Below are 22,258 nucleotides of genomic sequence, written 5' to 3' on the forward strand. Positions count from 1 at the left end.
AAAAAGTCCTTAGCGTGTTTTGGCGCTTAATAAAGTGTTTATACGCTGCTCTATGGCGGCAACTTGGCCTTTTAGCTCTCGGTTTTGTTGTTTAAATTGTGCAAGTTCTAAAGGGTGAATTGTAACAGCTAGCTCGTCTTGAAATAAGCTTGTTAACGTGGTGCTTAGTTGCGCGTTAATTTTGCTACCATGGCGCTTTATCGACATAAAATGCAAATAAAGTTGTTGAGCTGGTGCATCGCCAATATAACTTGATAACTGTTCGGGCCAATCTATGTCTAACCCTGAAAATGCACCGCTATATGCTTGCGCTATATTCAAGTCGCCTTGTAAATCGAGTTTATCTTGACGAATTAGCTGTGTAAGCATGGCTGGGTTTTTAAGAGCAACAAGCGTGTCTATATCGGCGCTGATCATGCAATCGCTATAATCGCTGTTGTCAGCGGCATAAAGGTGTAATTTTTCGTCAGCAAAAACAACCTGTATGGTTTGTTGCCAGTCTCTAACTTCAACAAGTAAACGCTGTTGTTTTACCGTGTTTAGCTTTTGGGCAACGTTAGGGTCGAGTTTAAGTGCTTGATTTAAAATGCGCTCAACAAGCGAAAGTACAAAGTTAGGTAGCATCAAAAAGGTCGATGTGTTTGTATTATCACTGTTTTTTTCAGATGCTTGATCAAGCGCCATGACTCAGAGCCTTAATATTTAAAACCACGGTGAAGGGCAACAATTCCGCCAGTTAGGTTTTGATACGTTGTTTGTTCAAACCCAGCTTCATCCATCATTGCTTTAAGCGTATCTTGGTCTGGGTGCATACGAATCGACTCTGCTAAATATTGATAAGACTCACTGTCGTTAGCAACTAGCTTGCCCATTGTTGGCAGTAAATTGAACGAGTAAAAATCATACGCTTTGCTAAGTGCTTCGTGTTTTGGCTTAGAAAACTCTAATACTAACAAACGACCACCTGGCTTTAGTATGCGATACATTGAGCGCAGCGCCTTGTCTTTGTCGGTTACATTACGTAAACCGAAGGCAATGGTGATCACATCAAAGCTGTTATCTGGAAATGGCAGCATTTCAGCATTCATTTGTACGTAGTCAATATTGCCTACAAGGCCTAAATTATGAAGCTTTTCACGACCTACTTTGAGCATAGATGAGTTAATATCGCCCAAAACCACTTGGCCAGTTTCACCGACCAGTTGACTAAATTTTGCAGTTAAATCGCCTGTACCACCGGCTAAGTCAAGAACATGATGGCCTTTACGCACGCCTGAACTGGCTATAGTTTGACGTTTCCATAAACGGTGGACACCAAAAGACATTAAATCATTCATTACATCGTACTTAGCCGCAACAGAGTGAAATACATCTGCAACCATTGATGCTTTTTCGTTTTCAGCAACGGTTTTGTAGCCAAAGTGCGTGGTCTTTTCTGGGGTCTCGTTCATGATTAATCTCTATCGTGGCAATAAGCACTAGTGTACTTTATTGTGCACCGAAGGTGCAATTTGAATATGATTTATCAGGTGTTTTATTGGCCGGCGGTAAAACTACTTTGGCCAAGAGAGCGGGCTTTAAATGCCGCATGTGATGCCTTTTTAGCCAGTTGGTTAAAGTCTTCTTTTTGCTGATGCTGAGCGATTCCCAGCGATAAGTTAATGCTGGGCAGTTTTGCGCCACTTTTTGAGCTTACAAAACGCAATTTTTCTACACCTTTACGAACTTTTTCAGCAATGAGAATCGCTGTTTCAGGATCAATGTCAGCTAATAAAACAGTGAACTGATCTTTAGCGGTACGCCCCGGTAAACCACTTTGCATTACATACTTTTGAACTTGTTTAGCCACTTTATTTAAAATCACTTCACCAATAATATCGCCAAAGTTATCAATAAAATGCGCTAAATTATCGATTTGAATGGCAATGGCACAAATAGACTTGTCTTGAGTCGCCCATAGTTCAGTTTGTTGGGTTAAGTAATGGCGTTTAAATAAGCCGGTTTGACTATCTATAATGTGTTGCTTACGAAGTTGAGAAAGTTGTTTTTGTGTTCTTTCGTGTAGTTTTTTTGCTCTCGTTAGCTCTAGCTTAAACTTTTTATGTTGAGCGAGTAACTCAGCAGTTTGCTTATCAAGTTTGTTAAGTGCTTGGCGGCTTTGTTCTATATTGTTTTCGTCAAGCGAATGAACACATTCACTCACTTGATCTGCAAAGCGACTGATTTGTTTTTCTGTATTTTGCGCATTGTTAGACAATGAAGTAATAACGCCGTCTACGTTTTGAATCATCGACACTTGCGTATTGTGTCCGACATTTAAAAATTCAAAATAAAGTTGCTCTATTAATACGCCATCAATGTTTTCATCGGTGGAAATAGCGCGATCTAATGTTTTATTTAATTTTAAATTTGCTTGGCTAACGTAGGTGTAAACAACTTGAAAGTTCAGGGGCGTTGGCGGCAATGTATAGCGTTCTAAGAACATACACACTTGAGTCATTTTCTCTTGAGCAATAGCCATGGAATCATGGAACATCATTATTTAATACCAACTAAGTACGCATCAATGCTTAATTTATAATTTCATTCCATGAGTCGATTGCGCGTCCAAGCTTTTTTATTATTTTTTACTACTGTATTCGTTATAACTGCTATTAAAAAGCAAAAATAGGGCCAAGGGAACTTAAATTTTACTTTAGTCGCTTAATAGCTGCTTTTCTCATCAATTAGGCTTGTTTTTAGCTCATTTAATAGGATTGATCGTTTAATAAATACTTTTTAAAACTGTACTTTTAGAGTTGATTTTTATTTAAAACTTTATCTTACAGTGGTGGTTTTAGTAATAAGGTAAAGGCACGTAATAAAGAGACGCTATTGCAAATGCGCCTGATAGCGCAGTGTAATTGCAATATGCTGTATCATAGCTTGCCCTTTTATTGAATAAGCTTTAAGCCTGGTAGGGCGTTAATATCAACGATACTTGTCTCATTTACTTGCTATTTACTGAGTCTGCGATAGCTTTGTGAAATTCATTATCTGACTAAATTTTATTATGACGAATAATTTATTACTTAAGCCATTCCGCAATACACTTATCAGCATGACGCTTTTATGTACTTTAAGTGCCTGTCAAACCACAAACTATAACGCCGATAGTCAATTTACAGCGGTTGCAGATAGCATTGTTGATTACCGACAAAGTTCCAGCCCTTACGGCAACATTGAGGGTGTTAATGGTTATTTGTTAGCGAATTTATCGCCTGAGTTTTTAGAGCAGCAATACAATAAAAAAACTCAGTTCTTGGCTGAGCTAGACGCCTTAGATGCAGCGTCCCTGAGTGATGAAAACCAAATAAACTTCAGTATTATTCGTGCTCAAGTACAAAACAGCGTTGACGAATATGTATTTAATGCTCATTACATGCCGCTAACTTCTGAGTACGGTTTTCATTCTGGCTTATCGTATATTGTAAACAGCAGCCAATATAAAACACTGCAAAATTATCAAACTTATTTAGCACGTTTGGCTCAGGTCCCTCGCTTTTTTGAACAAAATATTTATTGGATGAAAAAAGGTCTTGAAACAGGTTTAACGCAACCTAAAGCGGTGCTTGAAGGGTACGAAGAATCAATATCAGCCTATATAGTTGAGGATGTTACAACGTCTGAATTTTATAAACCTTTTTTAAAAAATAACGCAGGCTTGCCAGAGGGTGAATTTAAATCACTTCAGCAACAGGCGCAGTCGGTAATAAAGGATAAAGTAATTGAATCATATAAAAATTATTTAGCTTTTTTTACACAGGAGTATCGCCCCGGTGCGCGCACTTCGATAGGTATTTCAAATACCCCAAACGGCGAATCGTTTTATAAAAATAGAGCTAAATATTACACCACTACTGAGATGACCCCTAAAGAGATACACGAGCTGGGGTTAAAAGAAGTTGCACGCATTCGCGGCGAAATGGAAGCCATTATAAAAGAAGTCGAGTTTGAGGGAACATTTGCAGAGTTCATTCACTTTTTACGAACCGATCCGCAATTTTATGCAACCACACCGGAGGAGCTACTTAAAGAGGCAGCATATATAGCAAAAAAAATGGACGCACAACTGCCTAAGCTGTTTCATACCTTGCCTCGTAAACCGTATGGTGTTGCGCCGGTACCCGCGAGCATAGCGCCCAAATACACAACGGGTCGCTACTCAGGGTCAAGTAGAGATGATGAGGCGGGCTATTATTGGGTGAATACGTACGCACTTGATAAACGCCCACTGTATGTATTAGAAGCGCTCACTTTGCACGAAGCGGTACCGGGTCATCATTTACAAATATCATTAAATGCAGAATTAGAAACCTTGCCACGTTATCGTCGAGATGCGTATTTATCGGCATTCGGTGAAGGTTGGGGGCTTTACTCTGAGTACTTAGGCATTGAAGCGGGCTTTTATCAAAGTCCATATAGCCGATTTGGTCGTTTAACTTACGAAATGTGGCGAGCTGCTCGTTTAGTGGTAGACACCGGTATGCACATGTATGGTTGGAGCAGAGAGCGCGCTATGCAGTTTATGAGCGAAAATACAGCGTTGTCGTTACACAATGTGAAAACCGAAACCGATCGCTATATAACTTGGCCTGGCCAAGCACTGTCATACAAAATTGGCGAGCTTACGATTAAACGTTTACGTAAAGAGGCTGAGCAAGCACTTGGGCAAAGTTTCGATATTAGGGAGTTCCACCATCAGGTATTACGCCATGGCTCTGTCCCTTTATCAGTTTTAGAGGCGCAAGTACGTTTATATATTAATGAAGAGTTAGCCAAACAGAAGAGTTAACTTACAGATGGTTAATTCTTGAATGCATAAAAGTGTTATGTCATTTTGGATATAGCACTTTTTTATTTTTACAGCAGCGGATCACCAATGAACAACTTTATAATGTTTAGTATTGACGTATTTGCGAGTCTATTTATTGTTTTTTTAGGCTTATTAGTTTTAATTGTGGCTGTTTTTTATATCCGCGATGTTACACAAACAAAGCATGCAATTAGACGAAATTACCCTGTAATTGGACGCTTTAGGTATTTTTTTGAACGTCAAGGCGAGTTTTTTAGACAATACTTTTTTGCTCTCGACAGGGAAGAAATGCCTTTTAATCGTGCCGAACGTAGTTGGGTTTATCGCGCTGCAAAAAATGTAGACCGTACCGCGGCATTTGGATCTACACAAAGCTTAGAGGTCACAGGTACAGTAATGTTTATGAACTGCGCCTTCCCTACGCTTGATGAAGAAGCGCTTGCGCCAAGTGAAGTAACGCTTGGTCCCTATTGCCAAACACCTTATTCAACCAATTCTTTATTTAACGTATCGGGAATGAGCTTTGGTGCGCTATCTAAGCCCGCTGTGCGTGCTCTTTCTAAAGGGGCAAAGCTCGCGGGTTGTTGGATGAACACGGGGGAGGGGGGCTTGAGCCCTTATCATCTTGAAGGTGGCGCAGATTTAGTTTTTCAAATTGGTACTGCTAAATACGGGGTACGCGATGAAAATGGCCAGCTCAGTATCGAAAAACTCAAACAGATTGCAGCACACGAGCAGGTTAAAATGTTTGAGCTTAAAATGAGTCAAGGTGCTAAACCCGGTAAGGGAGGCATGCTTCCTGGGCGCAAAGTGAATGCTGAAATAGCAAAAATACGCGGTATTCCTGAGGGCGAAGATTCTATTAGTCCCAATGGGCACCCTGAAATTAAAAACCCCAGTGATATTCTCGATATGATTGCGACGGTACGAAATACCACAGGTAAACCAACTGGCTTTAAGGCTGTTATTGGTGCGTATGGCTGGTTAGAAACCTTATTTGCTGAAATAAATCACCGTGGTATTGAGTCGGCTCCTGATTTTATTACCATTGATAGTGCTGACGGTGGAACCGGCGCTGCTCCTCAGCCCTTAATGGATTCTGTGGGATTACCACTTCGTGAAAGTTTACCGCTAGTAGTCAATATGCTTGAAAAACACGGACTGCGTGATCGTGTTAAAATAATTGTTTCGGGTAAGCTTATTGTGCCTTCTAAGGTTGCTTGGGCGTTAGCGCTTGGGGCCGATTTTGTTGTATCGGCTCGCGGACATATGTTTGCATTAGGGTGTATCCAAGCAATGCAATGTAACAAAGATTCTTGCCCTACCGGTATTACTACTCATAACGAACGCTTGCAGCGCGGTTTAAACGTTGCGGATAAAGCGCAGCGAGTGGCTAACTACAATAAGTATATTCACTATGGCGCGGGGCTTATTGCTCACTCATGCGGTGTAACAAGTGCACGAGAGCTTAAACGCGAACATGTGCGTATAGTTCAAGAAAGTGGCCTTTCGGAGCCATTAGATAAAATTTACGAAAATTATAAGTAGGTTAAAATAAACAGATGTAATAGGTGCGTGTTTATTTTGAGTGGTTCCAAAAATGAAGTAAGGAAAGCGTGTGTTCAATAGTAAATTACCTGACGTTGGTGTGAGTATATTTAGCCAAATGAGTGAGCTGGCGAATCAGTTCTCTGCAATTAACCTTTCGCAGGGTTTTCCTGAGTTCGACACACCAAACTTTTTAAAAAGTCAGATTACTCATTATGTTCAACATGGTGTTAATCAATATTCTCCTTCAAGTGGTGTACCTAAATTACAGCAGCAAATTGCAAGTTTGATACAAAAAAAATACGCTACAGAGCTTAATGCTGCAAAGCAAATAACCATCACATCGGGGGCAACCGAAGCTCTTTTTGTTGCCATTCAAACAATAGTTCGCCCAAACGACGAAGTCATCGTATTTGACCCAGCTTATGACGCTTATAAACCCGCGATTGAGCTTGCAGGCGGGAGGTCCGTACATATTGCATTAAAGGCCCCCGACTATACGATTAACTGGCGTACGGTAGAGCAAAAAATTACAAAGCACACCCGCGCTATTGTTATAAACACGCCTCATAATCCAACCGCTAAAGTGATAACTCAGCAAGACATTACAGAGCTTAAAAGGTTGGTTGGTACTTACAAACTATATATTGTAAGCGATGAGGTGTATGAGCATATTGCATTTGATGGGCAACCACATTTAAGTGTATTACGAGATAAAGAACTGTTAGCTCAAAGTTTTGTTGTTTCGAGCTTTGGTAAAACATTTCATTGTACAGGTTGGAAAATGGGTTATTGCATTGCCCCTGAACATTTAGCGAGCGAGTTTAGAAAAATTCATCAATATGTGACCTTTTCTAGCTTCACACCTGCTCAGCATGCATTGGCCGACATGTTAGAACAACAAAGCGAGCATGTAGATTCGCTCAGTGATTTTTATCAACAAAAGCGCGATTTACTTATACGTCATTTACTCGGCAGTCGATTTACAGTTTTACCAAGCCAAGGAACCTACTTTTTATTGTTAGATTATAGTGATGTATCTGATTTAAACGATGTTGAATTTTGCCATTGGCTAGTTGAGCAAGCAGGTGTTGCGGCAATACCTTTAAGTGTTTTTTATCAAACGCCACCGGGTGATAAAGTTATCCGCTTATGTTTTGCAAAAAATGATGAAACCCTAAAAGAGGCAGCCCATATTTTATGTCAACTTTAACGCTTACATTGGTGCAAAGCTCCCTTCACTGGCTTGATAAAAGCGCTAATTTAGCGATGCTTGATAAGCTGCTAGAGGCGCTAACAGAAAAGCCTGACCTTATTTTATTACCTGAAACATTTGCCACTGGTTTTGCTATAAATCTTGACTGCGCGGAGCCAGAAAATGGCCTAGTGCTTACGTGGTTAAAACAACAAGCAAAAAAACATAATGCAGTGATTGCTGGGTCGGTGCTGGTGGCGCAAGGTAATAAAAAAGCCAACCGCTTTTATTGGGTAAAAGCATGTGGTGAAGTGAGCTATTACGATAAGCGCCATCTATTTCGCTTAGGTAATGAGGGAGCCTATGTTATCGCCGGTAAAGAGCGAAAAGTGTTTGAAATTAATGGCTTTAAACTATTACCGCAGGTGTGCTATGACCTGCGTTTTCCGGTGTTTCAGCGCAATAAAAATGACTACGACATAATGGTAAATGTAGCAAATTGGCCAGCAGTGAGACGGCCCGTTTGGGATACATTATTGGCAGCTCGTGCAATAGAAAATTTATGTTATGTGGTAGGGGTTAACCGTATAGGCGACGATGGCAATGGTGTTGCCCACACTGGTGGCACTGCAGTTTATAACTTTAAGGGAGAGGCATTAGCTAAGGCGGCCGATAACACAGAGCAGTTAGTGACAGTGACACTTGAAAAAAAACATTTAGAGGCCTTTAAAGCGGCTTTCCCTGCTTATTTAGATGCCGATACGTATACTCTGACTTGAATCATCTTCACATAGCACTAAACATATTAAGTGTTAAAATAGACGCTATTACATTGATTGGCGGCTAATTAGCAAAATGAACACTTTAATCACTCCTGTTATTTTAGCTGGTGGTATTGGCTCTAGGTTGTGGCCTTTGTCGCGCCAAGCAATGCCTAAGCAATTTTTGCCACTATTGAATAATGAAAACTCATTATTGCAAAATACATTAAATCGGGTCTCTGGGGCTGAGTTTTCACAGCCAATTTTAGTGTGTAACGAACAGCACCGGTTTATTGCTAAAGAGCAAAGTAGTGCAGCTAATGTGTTTGGGTTGATACTAGAGCCTATAGGTAAAAATACGGCTCCTGCTATTGCACTTGCTGCCCATTATGCAATTCAAAGTGGGCTCAAAGGCCCTATGTTGGTGATGCCTGCTGATCATCATATAAAGGATTTTTCTCCGCTAACATCACAAATAAACGATGCTGTAACACTGGCAGAGCAAGGAAAGTTGGTTACTTTTTCAATTACACCTTCAATGGCCCACACTGGGTTTGGGTATATACAGCAAGGCTGTAAAATTTCAGGCTCAAACTGTTTTGAGGTCGCTGAATTTAAAGAAAAGCCAAATTTAGCCACCGCTGAGCGTTATATAGCTGAAGGGGGTTATAGCTGGAATAGTGGGATGTTTTTATTTACACCACAAGCCTATTTGGATGAACTGGAACGCTTCGCACCAAAAATTGCGCACAGCGTGAAGATGGCTTCTCATTTTTCACATGACTTAGGTTTTACTAGGCCCGATAGTAAACCGCTTGAGTTTTGCCCCAGTGATTCAATTGATTACGCTATTTTAGAGCGTAGTAATAATGTTGCTGTTATGCCTGTAGCACTTAAATGGAATGATGTGGGCAGCTTTAGTGCGCTTGCTAGCCTGAGCAAAAAAGATAGTTATGGCAACAACAAAAACCAAAACCATATAGCACAAAACAGTACTAATAATTTTGTTATTAGCGAACACGACCATAGTATCGCTACGCTTGGCGTAAGTGATTTAGCCATTATTCACACCCACGACGCCACACTGGTTGCCGATAAAAATAAGCTCGATGAGTTACCTTTACTATTAAAAAAATTAGCACTAGAGCACAGTGATAAGCTTGATCATCATCGAGTAGTATACCGCCCGTGGGGTAGCTATCGCACATTAGTTGAGGGCGCTGGTTTTAAAGTAAAAAAAATAACTGTAAATACTGGCGCTAAGCTCTCAACGCAGCGCCATCAGCACCGTGCAGAGCATTGGGTTATTGTATCTGGGGTGGCAGATGTGCGTTTTGACGACCAAGTATTAATGCTCACCCAAGATCAATCTTGTTATATTGCCGCTAAACAACTACATAGCTTAGCGAATAACCAGCAAGTGCCGTTAATTGTTATTGAGGTACAAACGGGTGCCATACTTGATGAAAATGACATTGAGCGATTTAATGATATGTACGGAAGGTATTAAGCTGCTCTACTTTTTAAAGTAAACCGCTTTAACCTAATTCACTACGTACAAATTTTAAGTATTTCTCAAGGCTGCGTTGCCAAAGATCAAGTGCCTCATCAAGCATGCCGTTATGAGGCTTATTGTCGAGTAGGCGACGCTCAATTTTTTTAAGTTCCATACCGTAACGATTAAACCCTAATTGCAATGCAGTACTCGCTTGGCGGTGTAAAAGTTTAATGCACTGTTCAGGATGCTGGTCTATTAAATCTTGGCAGCGTATCAGCTTATTACGAGCAGAGAGAACAAACTCGTTATAAATAGACGATACCTCATCCTCACTAAACGAGCTGGCGAGTGTTTCAATAGCCGTTTTATCATACAGGGTATCTATAAGCTCTACTGCAATATTTGTGGTTTGATTTGATTGAGAATCGCTTAATGCTTGGCGCAGTTTTTGGTGTTTAATTGGCTTACCAACAATGTCTTTTATACCCAGCGCTAAATACTCTTTAACTTCATCAGGGCTTAAACTCGCAGTAAAAGCGAGTACTGGTGTACGCTGGTTTTTGTGATCAAGGCGTTTAAGGCGTTTAAGAACTTCTTGGCCTGTTAAATCGGGTAGATTCATATCAAGTAAGACGACGTCAAAATGATGAGCTTGCATTAACTCAATGGCACTTTTACCGTCTTTAGCGAGCTTAATTTTGTGTTCGTCGTCGGCCATAAACTCAATAGCAATTTTTTGGTTTAGGTCTAAATCTTCCACCAAAAGAACATCAAGCCCTGTTAAATAATCTTTTGTTTGATGGCGTTGCTCTACAAGGCTTAACTCACCCAGCGCAAAAGTAATCGTAAAGCTAAATACACTACCAGTGCCCAGTTGACTAGAAATTTCAAGGCGGCTACCGAGTTTTTCTAATAAGCGACTGGTAATTGCAAGTCCAAGACCGGTGCCGCCCTTTTCCTTGCCTGCACTACTTTGTACATAAGGCTCTGTTAAGTAGGCGATTTCTTCATTTTCGATACCTGGGCCTGAATCTTTAACACTCACTTTTATAGTGTGTTCTAGTTGTTTTTCTAAAACTAAATCAACTTGAATTTTTACTACGCCACGGTCAGTAAATTTAATAGCATTACCAACTAAGTTAATAATTATTTGTCGAAGCTTTTGCTGGTCACAGTAGTAGCATGCTTGTTCAGGAATATTACATATAAGCTCAAATTTAAGCTGTTTTTGTTCTGCTAATGGGCTGAGCAATAAGCATAAGTTATTTAGCCATGTTTTAAATTCAATATCTTCTTCATAAAGGGCTTCGTCACTTTGGTCTAGACTTGCATATTCAAGTACTTTATCGACCAGTAGGTTTAGTGATTCGGCAGAATTAATAATTGCTTCGCAATAGGCTTTACTATGCGTATCGCTTGTTTGGTTCATGACCAATTGTGCACTACCTAAAATACCATTGAGTGGTGTACGTATTTCGTGACTAATAGTCGATAAAAATAGCCCTCGTATTTCTAAATCTTTCTGCGCTTTATCGGCGAGCGTATTGAGGTGATGCTCTCGGCGTTCATTACATAACAGTGCCATACCAGCGGCATAAAACATAGGTGCTATGATGCCATTTAAAAATAATACAGTGCTAAACCAACTGCTTGAGACGAGATCTTTTTGCTCAATTTCATTCATAAAAATTGAACGCGCAATAAAGGCTAACACCACGAGTGTTAAAATTGTAATGTATACAATACTGCCGTTGGGGTAAGGTTTACGAGCGTACTTTATAAATATAAACAGTAAAAACAAGGCTTCTGAAATATGTTGTAGGTCGGATGCGATAACACGACCAGCTAAAGAAGGATCAAAAAAACTATAATAACCAAATACCATTGCACTAAATGCGGTCACTGAACAAAGAAGCTTAAATCCAGGTCCGCGATAATCTAAAAATTGACTAATAGCAAAACAGTGCACAATAGAGGCTGCAAACATTAAGCTACACGCTGCATTTATAACAAGTAAGTTATGTGAGCTACTTACAAGCGAAAATGCAACGACAGCACATAGCATCAATACTGGATAAAAAATGTATATCAGTGTCCCTGGGGTTTGCTTATTGGTTCGCCAAGTTAAAATATTCAAAAAAGTCATTACGACAATAACGGCTATGCTGGCAAAATATAAAGTGTATGAGTCAAGCATGGGTTTTCCAGCAGGTGATTTTGATTAGATTAATTAAAAATTATAAACTTAACAAGCGCTTATATTAAATACAAAAACAGACACCTAAGTGTCTGTTTTTGTATTTCAGTCGAAGTCAGCGTTTAGCGAATTTCGTCTGGTATATTTTGCTGTGCCCACGATAAAAGCTCAATACGGTTACGACACTTGGTCTTTCTAAATGCGCTGTATAAATGAGTTTTTACAGTGTGTGGGCTAATGCTAAGTTCTTCAGCAATTTCTTTGTTTTTAGAACCGTTACTCATTAATGAAATAATCGCTTTTTCTCGCTTAGTAAGTTTGACAGGTTCAATATCGCCCTCTGTAAGCTTGTGAAGTGCGTCTTTATTAAACTGCAACATGCGATTTAATGCATTACACATGATGTCGCGACGATACCAAAGCTGATCTTCTAATAAGAGTCGAATACCTTTCATTAGCACATCTGCATTATCGGTCGTGTAAAATACACCACGAATACCGCTGAGTAGTGCTCGATTAGCAAGCTCTGGGTTTTCATCTAAGTTAAATAATATGATATCGCACTTAACACGAAGGTTTACTAGTTGTTCTTTTAATTTTCCCCACGCGTCATTGCTAGATGTTTCAATAAAAAGTAAGCGAGTCCCTTCAGGTGTATCCAATATATTAGTACCTGTTGTAACGTCTAGTCCTTGCGTTTTTAGCAATGGCTCTAATACGTTAATACCAATAGTATTAATTGGATCTTTATCTAATAACAAAAAGGCAGAACTGCTCATGTTTTTATACTCTTTTATAAAGCTGACTGATTAAGTTTATCACGATTCCCACACCTTTAGTATTAGAAAACCGCTATCGTACTTAAAAACAAGTACAATTTTATGATTATTTAAACATAAAATGTTGCAAATAAGTAATTGTTTTTTAATTTATAGGAACACATGCTTTTACATAGCATGTAGTAACTGAGCTTAATTAAGCGATTTCTTTTTTATTATCTTGATAAGGAGGCCACCCCATTTGCTTACCGGCAAGCATGTGAAGATGGATATGATAGACGGTTTGTCCGCCATGATCGTTGCAGTTCATAACAACACGGTAGCCGTCATCACTAAAGTTATGTTCTTTTGCAAGCTTAGCGGCCACCACATACAAGTTGCCTACTAAATGTGCGTTATCATCATTTATATGATTTATGGTAGGAATTGCAATTTTTGGGATAATTAACACATGAAAAGGAGCTTGAGGGTTTATATCTTCAAACGCGAGAGTATTTTCGTCCTCGTAAATTATGTTTGCTGGGATCTCGCGGTTGATTATTTTTGTAAAGATAGTCTCTTGGCTCATTGTGTGTTCCTTATCAAGTGGTATGAAATTTAGATTCACTAATGACAAATTTTCAAAGCAGTGTCAAACTCAAATCAACCAAAGGAGTTAATATGCGTAAATCAGTGTTAATGAGCAGTGTAGCTGCATTGCTATTTAGTGTATCGAGTATGGCAGAAAATATTCACTTTCCTGAAGAGTTTGTGCCGTTGCAAGTCGGTGAGCGAATAATAGAAAGCTCTTTGTTTAGCCGTGTAGAAGATTTAGAGCTAGCGCCGGGGTCGTATCGGCTAAAGCTTAAATATACCGACTTATACGATGAAGATTACGATATGCATGAGGTGGTCGAGTCAGAGCCTTTTTGGGTTGATATTACAATTGAGGCGGGTACAGATTATACCTTGGTATTTAATCGTGCTGAAAATGCAGTAGCGGCTAAAGTATTTGCTCAATCGCCCATGGTAAGTTTAAAAGCTAAAGGCAGTGCGTTAGCTGCACCATTGAGTGTTGTCTCTAATAACCAACTTGCTAGCGAAGCGCCTGTTAGAACTATGCGAGAAGCACCAGCGGGTCCAGAAAAGCCAAGTAGGCCAATTAAACCTATTGCGCCTATTACAGGCAAAGGCATGCCAAGTGCGGCGCAAATGCTCGACTTTTGGTGGCAGCAAGCAACAGTTGCTGAGCGCAAAGCTTTTTTAGAAAAAGTAACAAACTAAGCTATTTAAAATAAGCATTAAAAAAGGGCCAAATTAGGCCCTTTTAGTTGTTACTTTACATTATTTATTATTCAAATAATGCGTCAATAGTGCCTTGTGCTAGTGGGTGGTATCCGGGACGTGCTTTTAAGTAAACACTCTGCGCCCAGTCTTTCTTACCGTTAGTGATAAGTGATTTGTACAGAGGCACAATTAGTTTACGACGACCAATACCTGATAAGTGCGCATCAAGTGCAGGGTAAATTGGCTGATAACCGTTGCCTACTGCTAGCATATACCATGCAAATGCACGTTCTGCGTTGGTTGATTGCGTTAAGTTAAACTCATCATCTAATTCAGTCATTTTCTCAATGCTTAAATCGCGTGGTAAGTTATTTAAAAAGTGCAACCACTCGTGTACTGTCCAGTTTGCTGTAGGTAACTGAGCAGCAGTTTTTGCGCCTTGCAACCAGGCTGTAGTTGCAGTATCAACCTTATCGAACGCATCAGAGGTAGGGTTAGGAGCATCTGTTGGTAAACCTGGCTCAAAAATCCACTCGTTCACTTTATCCATGCTAACAATACCTGGGTACTTGTTAATTAAATTAGCTTCAATATAGGTAACAAATTGTGCAGTCGTTAACGATTTAAAAGCAAACTCGTCAAAATAAGTTTTTACGAAAGGGTCAAACTTGTCACGACCAAACTTGTTTTCCAAGTAAATTAAGAATAATTGACCTTTAGTGTATGGTACCGAGCTAAATGCATCATCTGGGTCACGACCATTAAGCTTTAAGTTAAGGCGTGTGTCTGGCGCGTCAATGGTTTTAAGCTGCGCGCGAAGACCTGCTGCATCGAGTGCTTGTTCCATAACGGCACGGTCGCGGCCAAACACTTCTTCCATAATGCGGTTTTCAACGTATGAGGTAAAACCTTCGTTTAACCATAAATCTTCCCACGTTGCATTAGTCACTAAGTTACCAGACCAAGAGTGAGCAAGCTCATGCGCAATAAGGTTAACTAAGCTTTTATCGCCTGCAACAACGGTAGGGGTAATAAACGATAAACGTGGATTTTCCATGCCACCAAACGGAAAACTTGGCGGAAGCATGAGTAAGTCGTAACGGCCCCAAGCATAGTCGCCATACATGGCATTGGTTTTATCGATCATGGCTTGCGTGTCGTTAAATTCGGCAACAGAGGCTTCTAAAATTTCAGGCTCTGCAAATATACCCGTCTGATGAGACATTGCTTTAAATTCCAGGTTACCTGCACCAATGGCAATTAGGTATGGCGAAATAGCTTGCGGCATTTCAAAATGGTAGTCGCCATCTTTATAAAGCGCATCTTTGTTGTCTGCGCTCATAACCGCACGAATATCTTTAGGTGTGGTAATTCGTGCAGAGTAGGTTACACGCATTGCTGGAGTGTCTTGTACTGGTAACCAGCTACGAGCGTGAATTGCTTGCGATTGGCTGTACATAAACGGGTGCGTTTTACTGGCAGTTTGCGTAGGTGTTAACCATTGTAGACCAGATGCTTCTGGGCGACTGTTATAATAAATACGCACTATTTTAGCTTGGTTTTTAAATTCAATAGTAAGCTTTGAGCCTTTAACATCATCACGATTCGCTAAAGTGAATTTAGCTTTGTGCCAGCTGCCTGTTTGTGTTTGATACATTACTTTATCAATGTCTAAGTCGCGGGTATCAAGCACTAGTTTTTTGCTTTTGCTGTTATTCCATTTAAGCGTATGCTCAACAAAGCCTTCTAATTGCTTGTCGTCAAAATCGACATCTAAATCAAGGCTAAGGTGAGTTGTAACAACATCGTCAAGATTGGCGTATGAGTTTTGATCAACCGCATTCGCCATTGCTTGCGAACACATACCTGCCATAGCGAGGCTTAAAAAGAGAGGTTTAATTTTCATAATTACCCTGAACACAAATAAAAAGTGCAGGTTTTATATCACGATTGGCTGGGTGGGTTGAGCAATTTTTACAATCTGATGCGCATTTTGCGACGATGAGGTAAACTATTACGATTAGTTAACGGTTTATCTTGAGAGCTTTGTGGCGTACGCATTACACCCTTTACACACCTTTGCATTACATAATCAATGCCAAAATTTAGTTAAAATTACTCACCTTGAGCAACTTTATACTCAAAGCTTTTCGTCACCATTTTGTTTGTTGGGGGAGGGGAGTAATACCATTTTTTTAAACGATTACCACGGTACGGTTATTAAAATGGCCACCAAAGGGATTACTATTACACCCCGTGAAACCGATACTTTAATAAGCGTTGCCGCTGGTGAAAATTGGCACGCATTAGTAAGTTACTTGCTGGATAAAAACTTACCAGGGCTTGAAAACTTAGCACTTATACCTGGTACAGTTGGGGCGTCACCTGTACAAAATATTGGAGCCTACGGTGTTGAGCTTTCTAAGTTTGTAGAGTCGGTTGAGTACTTTGACATACACAGCAAGAAACTTGTTTGTTTGACTAACGCGCAATGTGAGTTTGGCTACCGCGACTCTGTATTTAAACATGGACTAAAAAATAAAGCCGTTATCACACGTGTATTGCTAGCATTGCCAAAGCAATGGCAACCTGTTTTGAGTTATGGGCCATTAAAACAGCTAACAAACGTGATACCACGCGCCGTATTTGAACACGTTATTCAAACTCGTAATAGTAAACTGCCAGATCCATACACGTTACCAAATGCGGGCAGTTTTTTTAAAAACCCGATAATTACCAATCAACAGTTAGCAACGTTGTTAAAGCAGTTTCCTGATGCACCGTATTACGCCTATGGGCAAAGTGAACATAAGGTAGCTGCGGGTTGGCTAATCGATAACGCAAATCTTAAAGGTTATCGCGTAGCGGGTATTGAAGTTCATAGACAACAAGCACTGGTATTGGTTAATCACGGTAACAGCAAAGGCAAAGACTTGATTGCTATGATCACGCATATTCAGCATGTTGTGTATTCGCGTTACAACATACTGCTTGAGCATGAAGTACGGTTAATAAACACAACCGATGAATGCTACATACAAGGAGACGTTACACAGTGAAAGCACCCGATGGCAATAAACTCGCTATATTGAATGCGTTAAATCAACCCGGTTTTGTATCTGGCCAAGCGCTAGGTGAGCAGCTCGGTATTAGTCGCGCGGCAGTGAGTAAACATATAAATAGCTTACAAGTTATGGGTTTAGATATTTTTAAAGTAACGGGTAAAGGCTATAGCCTAAATAACCACGCTGGGCTTTTAAATCAAACAAAAATACAGCAGCATTTCAATCAATTAACTAGCCAGTTAAAGTCACAGCCAGTGAACGTAGAAGTACATCCTATAATTGACTCAACCAATTCCGAACTTATGAGGCGGGTACAAGCTAAAACAGCGCTTGAGTCGGGGACCGTGATTGTGGCTGAAATGCAGCAGGCTGGCCGAGGACGACGAGGCCGTGTGTGGCAGTCACCGTTTGGTGCAAACCTTTATTACAGCTATTTTTGGCGTTTAGATGATGGTCTTCAAGCAGCTATGGGGGTGTCGATTGCGGTCGGATTAGCGGTATACGATACAATTAAAGCGCTTTACAACATAGAGTTAGAGCTTAAGTGGCCAAATGATATTTACCTAAATAAACAAAAACTTGCTGGTGTACTTGTTGAGCTAGATGGGCAGCCGCAAGGGCCGTGTCAGTTAGTGCTAGGAATAGGTATTAATTTGCAAATGCCACAGAGCTTTAGTCAACACATAGATCAAGCATGGACTGATCTAAGCCAGCATACCCAGCAGCTAGATAAAAACGAGCTGGTGGCATCACTCACCTACCACTTAGAGCACCGGTTAGATCAGTATCGTAAAAGTGGGTTACACACAATGCACGAGCAATGGAATTCGCTTAATGCATTTGCGGGTGAGTACGTAGAGCTAAATACAGGCCATAGAAGTTGGCGGGGAATATGCGAAGGAATTGACCCTCAAGGTGGGATTCGTATTCGCCAAGACGGCGAGGTAAAAAGCTATTATGGCGGTGAAATATCACTGAGAAAGGCACAGCTATGAGATTACTCATTGATGTAGGTAACACATCTTTAAAAGCAGTACTTTGGCACAATCAGCAGGCACAACCAGCAGATTTAAATAATTTACCCTGGCTGCAAATAACAGAAGTTGTATACGCTTGTGTAGGTCGAAGTGACTTACTTAATAAATTATTAGCCCAAGCTGCTAAGCATCATATAGCATGCTATGAAGCAACGGTGACTAAAACACTTAAAGGATTAAGCTGCGCATACGAGCAAGTAAACAACCTAGGCATAGACAGATGGCTTGCGCTTATTGCTGGTTTTACATTGCACCCTAACCAAGCATGTATCGTGGTTGATGCTGGTACGGCCACAACGATTGATGTGTTAACCAGTGAAGGCCACCATTTAGGTGGGTGGATTTTACCTGGGCTCGATTTAATGACGTCATCGTTGACACAAAACACCCAACGAGTATTTGATGACGAAAAAACCCCCTTTGAGAATCAATTAGGGAAAAATACACCTAACGGTTTAAAAAATGGTGCGTTGGTTGCGACCATCGGGGCGGTAGAACAAGCTAAATTACACTTAGGCGTGCAAAATAGCACAAAAACAGTACAAATTGTTTTTGCTGGTGGTTATGGCGCACTGTTACAGCAACAATTTGAAGGTAGTATTTTTGATTCTTTATTAGTAATGAAAGGTTTAAATTTTTGGCGAGATTTAAGCAAAACAAGCTAAAAATAGAAAAATCAGCGACTTTTGCATGAATATTGAACATTTAACCAATAAAATCGCATTTTTTTTAATTTTATTGTTGCATCCCAATAAACCTTACTCTAATATCTCGCCCCGTACTAAAGCAGTGCCGACTTAGCTCAGCTGGTAGAGCAACTGACTTGTAATCAGTAGGTCAACCGTTCGACTCGGTTAGTCGGCACCACTTTCCTTTTACCGAAAGTGAATTAGTAGAGAATTATCGTGGAGGGGTTCCCGAGCGGCCAAAGGGATCAGACTGTAAATCTGACGGCTCAGCCTTCGCTGGTTCGAATCCAGCTCCCTCCACCACTTTATTCTTGACGGTTAGAGGTAGATTAAGAACAGATTCCTAACGCGGGCATCGTATAATGGCTATTACCTCAGCCTTCCAAGCTGATGATGCGGGTTCGATTCCCGCTGCCCGCTCCAGTTCTTGTGTTGCTGATATAGCTCAGTTGGTAGAGCGCACCCTTGGTAAGGGTGAGGTCGGCAGTTCGACTCTGCCTATCAGCACCAGTCTTAAGAATCTTCTTGATTACTTCCTTTATCTGTCAGAAAATACTATTTGAAAAAATTAACTTAATCTACCTTCGGTGGATTATTTTCATATGTAATCTAGATACACAAAACTGATAGGTTCCGTCATGGCAAAAGAAAAGTTTGAACGCGTAAAACCGCACGTAAACGTTGGTACAATCGGCCACGTTGACCACGGTAAAACTACACTAACTGCAGCAATCACTAACGTACTTGCAAAAGTATACGGCGGTGTTGCTAAAGATTTCGCATCAATCGATAACGCTCCAGAAGAGCGCGAGCGTGGTATCACAATCTCAACTTCACACGTTGAGTACGACACACCAACTCGTCACTATGCACACGTAGATTGTCCTGGTCACGCCGATTATGTTAAAAACATGATCACTGGTGCTGCACAAATGGACGGCGCTATCTTAGTAGTAGCTGCGACTGATGGCCCAATGCCACAAACGCGTGAGCACATCCTTCTTTCTCGTCAGGTTGGCGTACCTTACATCATCGTATTCATGAACAAATGTGACATGGTTGATGACGAAGAGCTACTTGAACTAGTAGAAATGGAAGTTCGTGAACTTCTTTCTGAGTACGATTTCCCAGGTGACGACTTACCACTAATTCAAGGTTCTGCACTTAAAGCACTTGAAGGCGAGAAGCAATGGGAAGACAAGATTGTAGAGCTTGCAGAAGCACTAGATTCTTACATCCCAGAGCCAGAGCGTGACATCGATAAGCCATTCATCATGCCTATCGAAGACGTTTTCTCAATCCAAGGTCGTGGTACTGTTGTAACTGGTCGTGTTGAAGCCGGTATCATCAACGTGAATGACGAAGTTGAAATTGTTGGTATCAAAGAGACTACTAAGTCTACTTGTACTGGTGTTGAAATGTTCCGTAAGCTTCTTGACGAAGGTCGTGCTGGTGAGAACATTGGTGCACTATTACGTGGTACTAAGCGTGAAGACGTTGAACGTGGTCAAGTACTAGCTAAGCCTGGTTCAATCAACCCACACACTACATTCACTTCAGAAGTATACGTACTTTCTAAAGATGAAGGTGGTCGTCATACTCCATTCTTCAAAGGTTACCGTCCACAGTTCTACTTCCGTACAACTGACGTAACTGGTGACGTACAGTTACCAGAAGGCGTAGAAATGGTAATGCCTGGTGATAACATCAAGATGACAGTAACTCTAATCGCACCAATCGCGATGGATGAAGGTCTTCGTTTTGCTATCCGTGAAGGTGGCCGTACTGTAGGTGCTGGTGTTGTAGCAACTATCGTAGAGTAATAATTAACGTTTTAGTTAATTGTTAGAAAAAGGTCACTTAGGTGGCCTTTTTTAATGCCTGCAATTTGCCTCACGTGAAGGCGGCGCTCTTACCTCAGGCGTAGGTGCTTTGTAGCAACGTTCAATGAGTGATAGTTAACGTTTAAGTTAATTAATACTAAAAAACTCGAGCTTAGCCTCGGGTTTTTTAATGCCTAAAGAAAAGTGTTTCGTTTTCAGCTATTAGTAGCTTGGTGTTAAATTATACTTAACACATAAAAAAGCACGACTTTAAGCCGTGCTATTAATTAAACTTTTTGATAACTGACAAATTTTACAGCTTAGTGTTTTTTGGCATATGCTTCAGCTTGCTTCCATACTCTTAGTGTATTGCCACTTAGTATTTTTTTTATGTCGCCATCGCTGTAGTCTCTATCCATAAGGCCTTGTACTAAGTTTGGATAACTAGATACATCCTTCAAGCCAATCGGTAACGAATCGCCAACACCGTCGTAATCAGAGCCAATGCCAACATAATCAATGCCAATCAACTCTACAACGTGATCAATATGATCAAGCACTTGTTCAAGGCTGGCAAAAGGATACGGATTTTTAGCGCGATAAGCCGCATCAAAATCATTACTTAACTTAGTGCCTTGTTCTTTAGCAGACTCTTTTGTACTTTTTAGTTGCTTACCCCATGCACCTGCTTTTGCTGTAACAAAGCTTGAACCAAAGTTAATTTGAATCACACCACCGTTCTTTTTAAGGGCTAATAGCATATCGTCATTCATATTACGCTCAAAACCAGGGGTGTACTTACGCAATGATGAATGTGAGGCAATAACAGGGGTTTTAGACAATTCCATTACCTGATAAAACGCATCATCTGAGATATGCGACACATCAATCAGCATACCCATATTATTCATTGCAGTGACCAGCTCTTTACCAAAGGGGCTTAAGCCTTTCCATTTGCGGCGAATATCGTAAGATGAGTCAGAAATATGATTACTTTGTGAGTGTGCAAGAGTGATGTAACGTACGCCACGGTCAAAAAAGTGCTGAAGGTTTTTTAAGTCACCTTCAATAGGGGAGCCGTTTTCCATCCCCATAGCAATAGACAATTTGCCATCTTTAAATTGTTGTTCTATGTCGTTTGTAGAGCTTGCCATTGCAAATTTAGCGGGTGCACGTTGTGCAATCGCTTCCATCCCGTCAATTAACTGATTAGCTAACTGATAGCTTTTGCCTTTACCTTCAAACTCTAAATGGGCAGGAATATATATCGACATAAATGGCGCGTTTAAGCCACCTTTTACTGCGCGAGGATAATCAAAATCGCCATCCTGAGTCGCTTTAGTTACATCAGCCCATTTATCATGAATACGGTAAGGTACATCAATGTGGGTGTCGATTAAAATAGTGTCTTTGGCAAGTTTAACCGCTTTGTCTGACGCGCTAACAGGTTGCTCTGCAAAGGCTTGGTTTGTTAAAGCTAGTGATACGGCTACCACTAGAGTGCTGAGTTTTATCATGTTTTGGCTCTTTGGGTAAAAAGCCATT

The 22,258-nt window shown here is 40.5% G+C and carries 18 protein-coding genes and 4 tRNA genes; 14 read left to right on the top strand and 8 right to left on the bottom strand.

The window, feature by feature from the left end; all coding sequences use genetic code 11:
- Window positions 1-9: 9 nt before the first annotated feature.
- The 3 genes from MTP24_RS00550 to MTP24_RS00560 all read right to left on the bottom strand — a co-directional run bounded on the left by MTP24_RS00550 (window position 10) and on the right by MTP24_RS00560 (window position 2,521).
- Entirely contained in the window at window positions 10-684 is a 675-nt protein-coding gene (locus tag MTP24_RS00550; RefSeq protein WP_006793863.1) for an SCP2 sterol-binding domain-containing protein, read from the bottom strand.
- 11 nt (window positions 685-695) lie between these two features.
- Window positions 696-1,451 (bottom strand): bifunctional demethylmenaquinone methyltransferase/2-methoxy-6-polyprenyl-1,4-benzoquinol methylase UbiE, encoded by a 756-nt coding sequence (gene ubiE, locus MTP24_RS00555; RefSeq protein ID WP_006793864.1) that lies wholly within the window; start codon window positions 1,449-1,451, stop codon window positions 696-698.
- An 83-nt stretch (window positions 1,452-1,534) separates the two neighbouring features.
- Window positions 1,535-2,521: a GGDEF domain-containing protein gene (locus tag MTP24_RS00560; RefSeq protein ID WP_243533646.1), complete on the bottom strand. Its 987-nt coding sequence runs from the start codon at window positions 2,519-2,521 to the stop codon at window positions 1,535-1,537.
- A 531-nt stretch (window positions 2,522-3,052) separates the two neighbouring features.
- Between MTP24_RS00560 and MTP24_RS00565 the strand changes: the two genes are divergently transcribed.
- The 5 genes from MTP24_RS00565 (at window position 3,053) to MTP24_RS00585 (ending at window position 9,869) form a co-directional block, all read left to right on the top strand.
- On the top strand, window positions 3,053-4,834 hold the full coding sequence (locus tag MTP24_RS00565) for a DUF885 domain-containing protein (protein WP_243532278.1): 1,782 nt from the start codon (window positions 3,053-3,055) through the stop codon (window positions 4,832-4,834).
- A gap of 87 nt (window positions 4,835-4,921) precedes the next feature.
- Complete coding sequence (locus tag MTP24_RS00570) at window positions 4,922-6,403, top strand: FMN-binding glutamate synthase family protein (RefSeq protein WP_006793867.1); 1,482 nt, start codon at window positions 4,922-4,924, stop codon at window positions 6,401-6,403.
- 70 nt (window positions 6,404-6,473) lie between these two features.
- Window positions 6,474-7,616: a methionine aminotransferase gene (locus MTP24_RS00575; RefSeq protein WP_039038483.1), complete on the top strand. Its 1,143-nt coding sequence runs from the start codon at window positions 6,474-6,476 to the stop codon at window positions 7,614-7,616.
- Window positions 7,604-8,377 carry an amidohydrolase gene (locus tag MTP24_RS00580; protein WP_243532281.1) on the top strand — a complete coding sequence of 258 codons (774 nt, stop codon included), beginning with the start codon at window positions 7,604-7,606 and terminating at the stop codon, window positions 8,375-8,377. The genes MTP24_RS00575 and MTP24_RS00580 overlap by 13 nt, the downstream gene beginning before the upstream one ends.
- A gap of 76 nt (window positions 8,378-8,453) precedes the next feature.
- Window positions 8,454-9,869: a mannose-1-phosphate guanylyltransferase/mannose-6-phosphate isomerase gene (locus tag MTP24_RS00585; RefSeq protein WP_243532283.1), complete on the top strand. Its 1,416-nt coding sequence runs from the start codon at window positions 8,454-8,456 to the stop codon at window positions 9,867-9,869.
- A gap of 28 nt (window positions 9,870-9,897) precedes the next feature.
- Here MTP24_RS00585 and MTP24_RS00590 read toward each other — a convergent pair whose 3' ends face one another.
- The 3 genes from MTP24_RS00590 to MTP24_RS00600 form a co-directional block, all read right to left on the bottom strand.
- Complete coding sequence (locus MTP24_RS00590) at window positions 9,898-12,054, bottom strand: ATP-binding protein (RefSeq protein WP_243532285.1); 2,157 nt, start codon at window positions 12,052-12,054, stop codon at window positions 9,898-9,900.
- A gap of 122 nt (window positions 12,055-12,176) precedes the next feature.
- Window positions 12,177-12,833: a response regulator transcription factor gene (locus MTP24_RS00595; RefSeq protein ID WP_008132268.1), complete on the bottom strand. Its 657-nt coding sequence runs from the start codon at window positions 12,831-12,833 to the stop codon at window positions 12,177-12,179.
- A gap of 196 nt (window positions 12,834-13,029) precedes the next feature.
- The gene (locus tag MTP24_RS00600) at window positions 13,030-13,401 is read right to left on the bottom strand and encodes a histidine triad nucleotide-binding protein (protein WP_006793873.1); all 372 of its coding nucleotides are present in this window, start codon (window positions 13,399-13,401) and stop codon (window positions 13,030-13,032) included.
- Window positions 13,402-13,493: 92 nt separating this feature from the next.
- Here MTP24_RS00600 and MTP24_RS00605 point away from each other — a divergent pair, with 92 nt between their 5' ends.
- Window positions 13,494-14,096 carry a DUF2057 domain-containing protein gene (locus tag MTP24_RS00605; protein ID WP_006793874.1) on the top strand — a complete coding sequence of 201 codons (603 nt, stop codon included), beginning with the start codon at window positions 13,494-13,496 and terminating at the stop codon, window positions 14,094-14,096.
- A gap of 67 nt (window positions 14,097-14,163) precedes the next feature.
- On the opposite strand, the gene MTP24_RS00610 is transcribed toward MTP24_RS00605, so the two are convergent.
- Window positions 14,164-16,005, bottom strand: a complete 1,842-nt coding sequence (locus MTP24_RS00610) for a M1 family metallopeptidase (RefSeq protein ID WP_243532287.1) — start codon at window positions 16,003-16,005, stop codon at window positions 14,164-14,166.
- 142 nt (window positions 16,006-16,147) lie between these two features.
- On the opposite strand from MTP24_RS00610, the gene murB reads away from it, so the two are divergent.
- The 8 genes from murB to tuf all read left to right on the top strand — a co-directional run bounded on the left by murB (window position 16,148) and on the right by tuf (window position 20,713).
- A complete protein-coding gene (murB, locus tag MTP24_RS00615; RefSeq protein ID WP_243532290.1) occupies window positions 16,148-17,158 on the top strand; it encodes a UDP-N-acetylmuramate dehydrogenase in 1,011 nt (336 codons plus the stop codon).
- Entirely contained in the window at window positions 17,155-18,159 is a 1,005-nt protein-coding gene (birA, locus tag MTP24_RS00620) for a bifunctional biotin--[acetyl-CoA-carboxylase] ligase/biotin operon repressor BirA (protein WP_243532292.1), read from the top strand. Before murB ends, birA begins: the two co-directional genes overlap by 4 nt.
- Window positions 18,156-18,866: a type III pantothenate kinase gene (locus MTP24_RS00625; protein ID WP_058430309.1), complete on the top strand. Its 711-nt coding sequence runs from the start codon at window positions 18,156-18,158 to the stop codon at window positions 18,864-18,866. The genes birA and MTP24_RS00625 overlap by 4 nt, the downstream gene beginning before the upstream one ends.
- 126 nt (window positions 18,867-18,992) lie before the next feature.
- A tRNA-Thr gene (locus MTP24_RS00630) sits at window positions 18,993-19,068 on the top strand.
- 40 nt (window positions 19,069-19,108) lie between these two features.
- Window positions 19,109-19,193 (top strand) — tRNA-Tyr (locus MTP24_RS00635).
- A gap of 45 nt (window positions 19,194-19,238) precedes the next feature.
- Window positions 19,239-19,313: transfer RNA gene (locus tag MTP24_RS00640), tRNA-Gly, on the top strand.
- Between the two features lie 11 nt (window positions 19,314-19,324).
- Window positions 19,325-19,400, top strand: a tRNA-Thr gene (locus MTP24_RS00645).
- Between the two features lie 128 nt (window positions 19,401-19,528).
- On the top strand, window positions 19,529-20,713 hold the full coding sequence (tuf, locus tag MTP24_RS00650) for an elongation factor Tu (protein ID WP_006791257.1): 1,185 nt from the start codon (window positions 19,529-19,531) through the stop codon (window positions 20,711-20,713).
- A gap of 320 nt (window positions 20,714-21,033) precedes the next feature.
- On the opposite strand, the gene MTP24_RS00655 is transcribed toward tuf, so the two are convergent.
- On the bottom strand, window positions 21,034-22,230 hold the full coding sequence (locus MTP24_RS00655) for a dipeptidase (RefSeq protein WP_243532294.1): 1,197 nt from the start codon (window positions 22,228-22,230) through the stop codon (window positions 21,034-21,036).
- Window positions 22,231-22,258 lie beyond the last annotated feature (28 nt).

The organism is Pseudoalteromonas sp. APM04 (assembly GCF_022809815.1).
Taxonomy (GTDB): domain Bacteria; phylum Pseudomonadota; class Gammaproteobacteria; order Enterobacterales; family Alteromonadaceae; genus Pseudoalteromonas; species Pseudoalteromonas marina.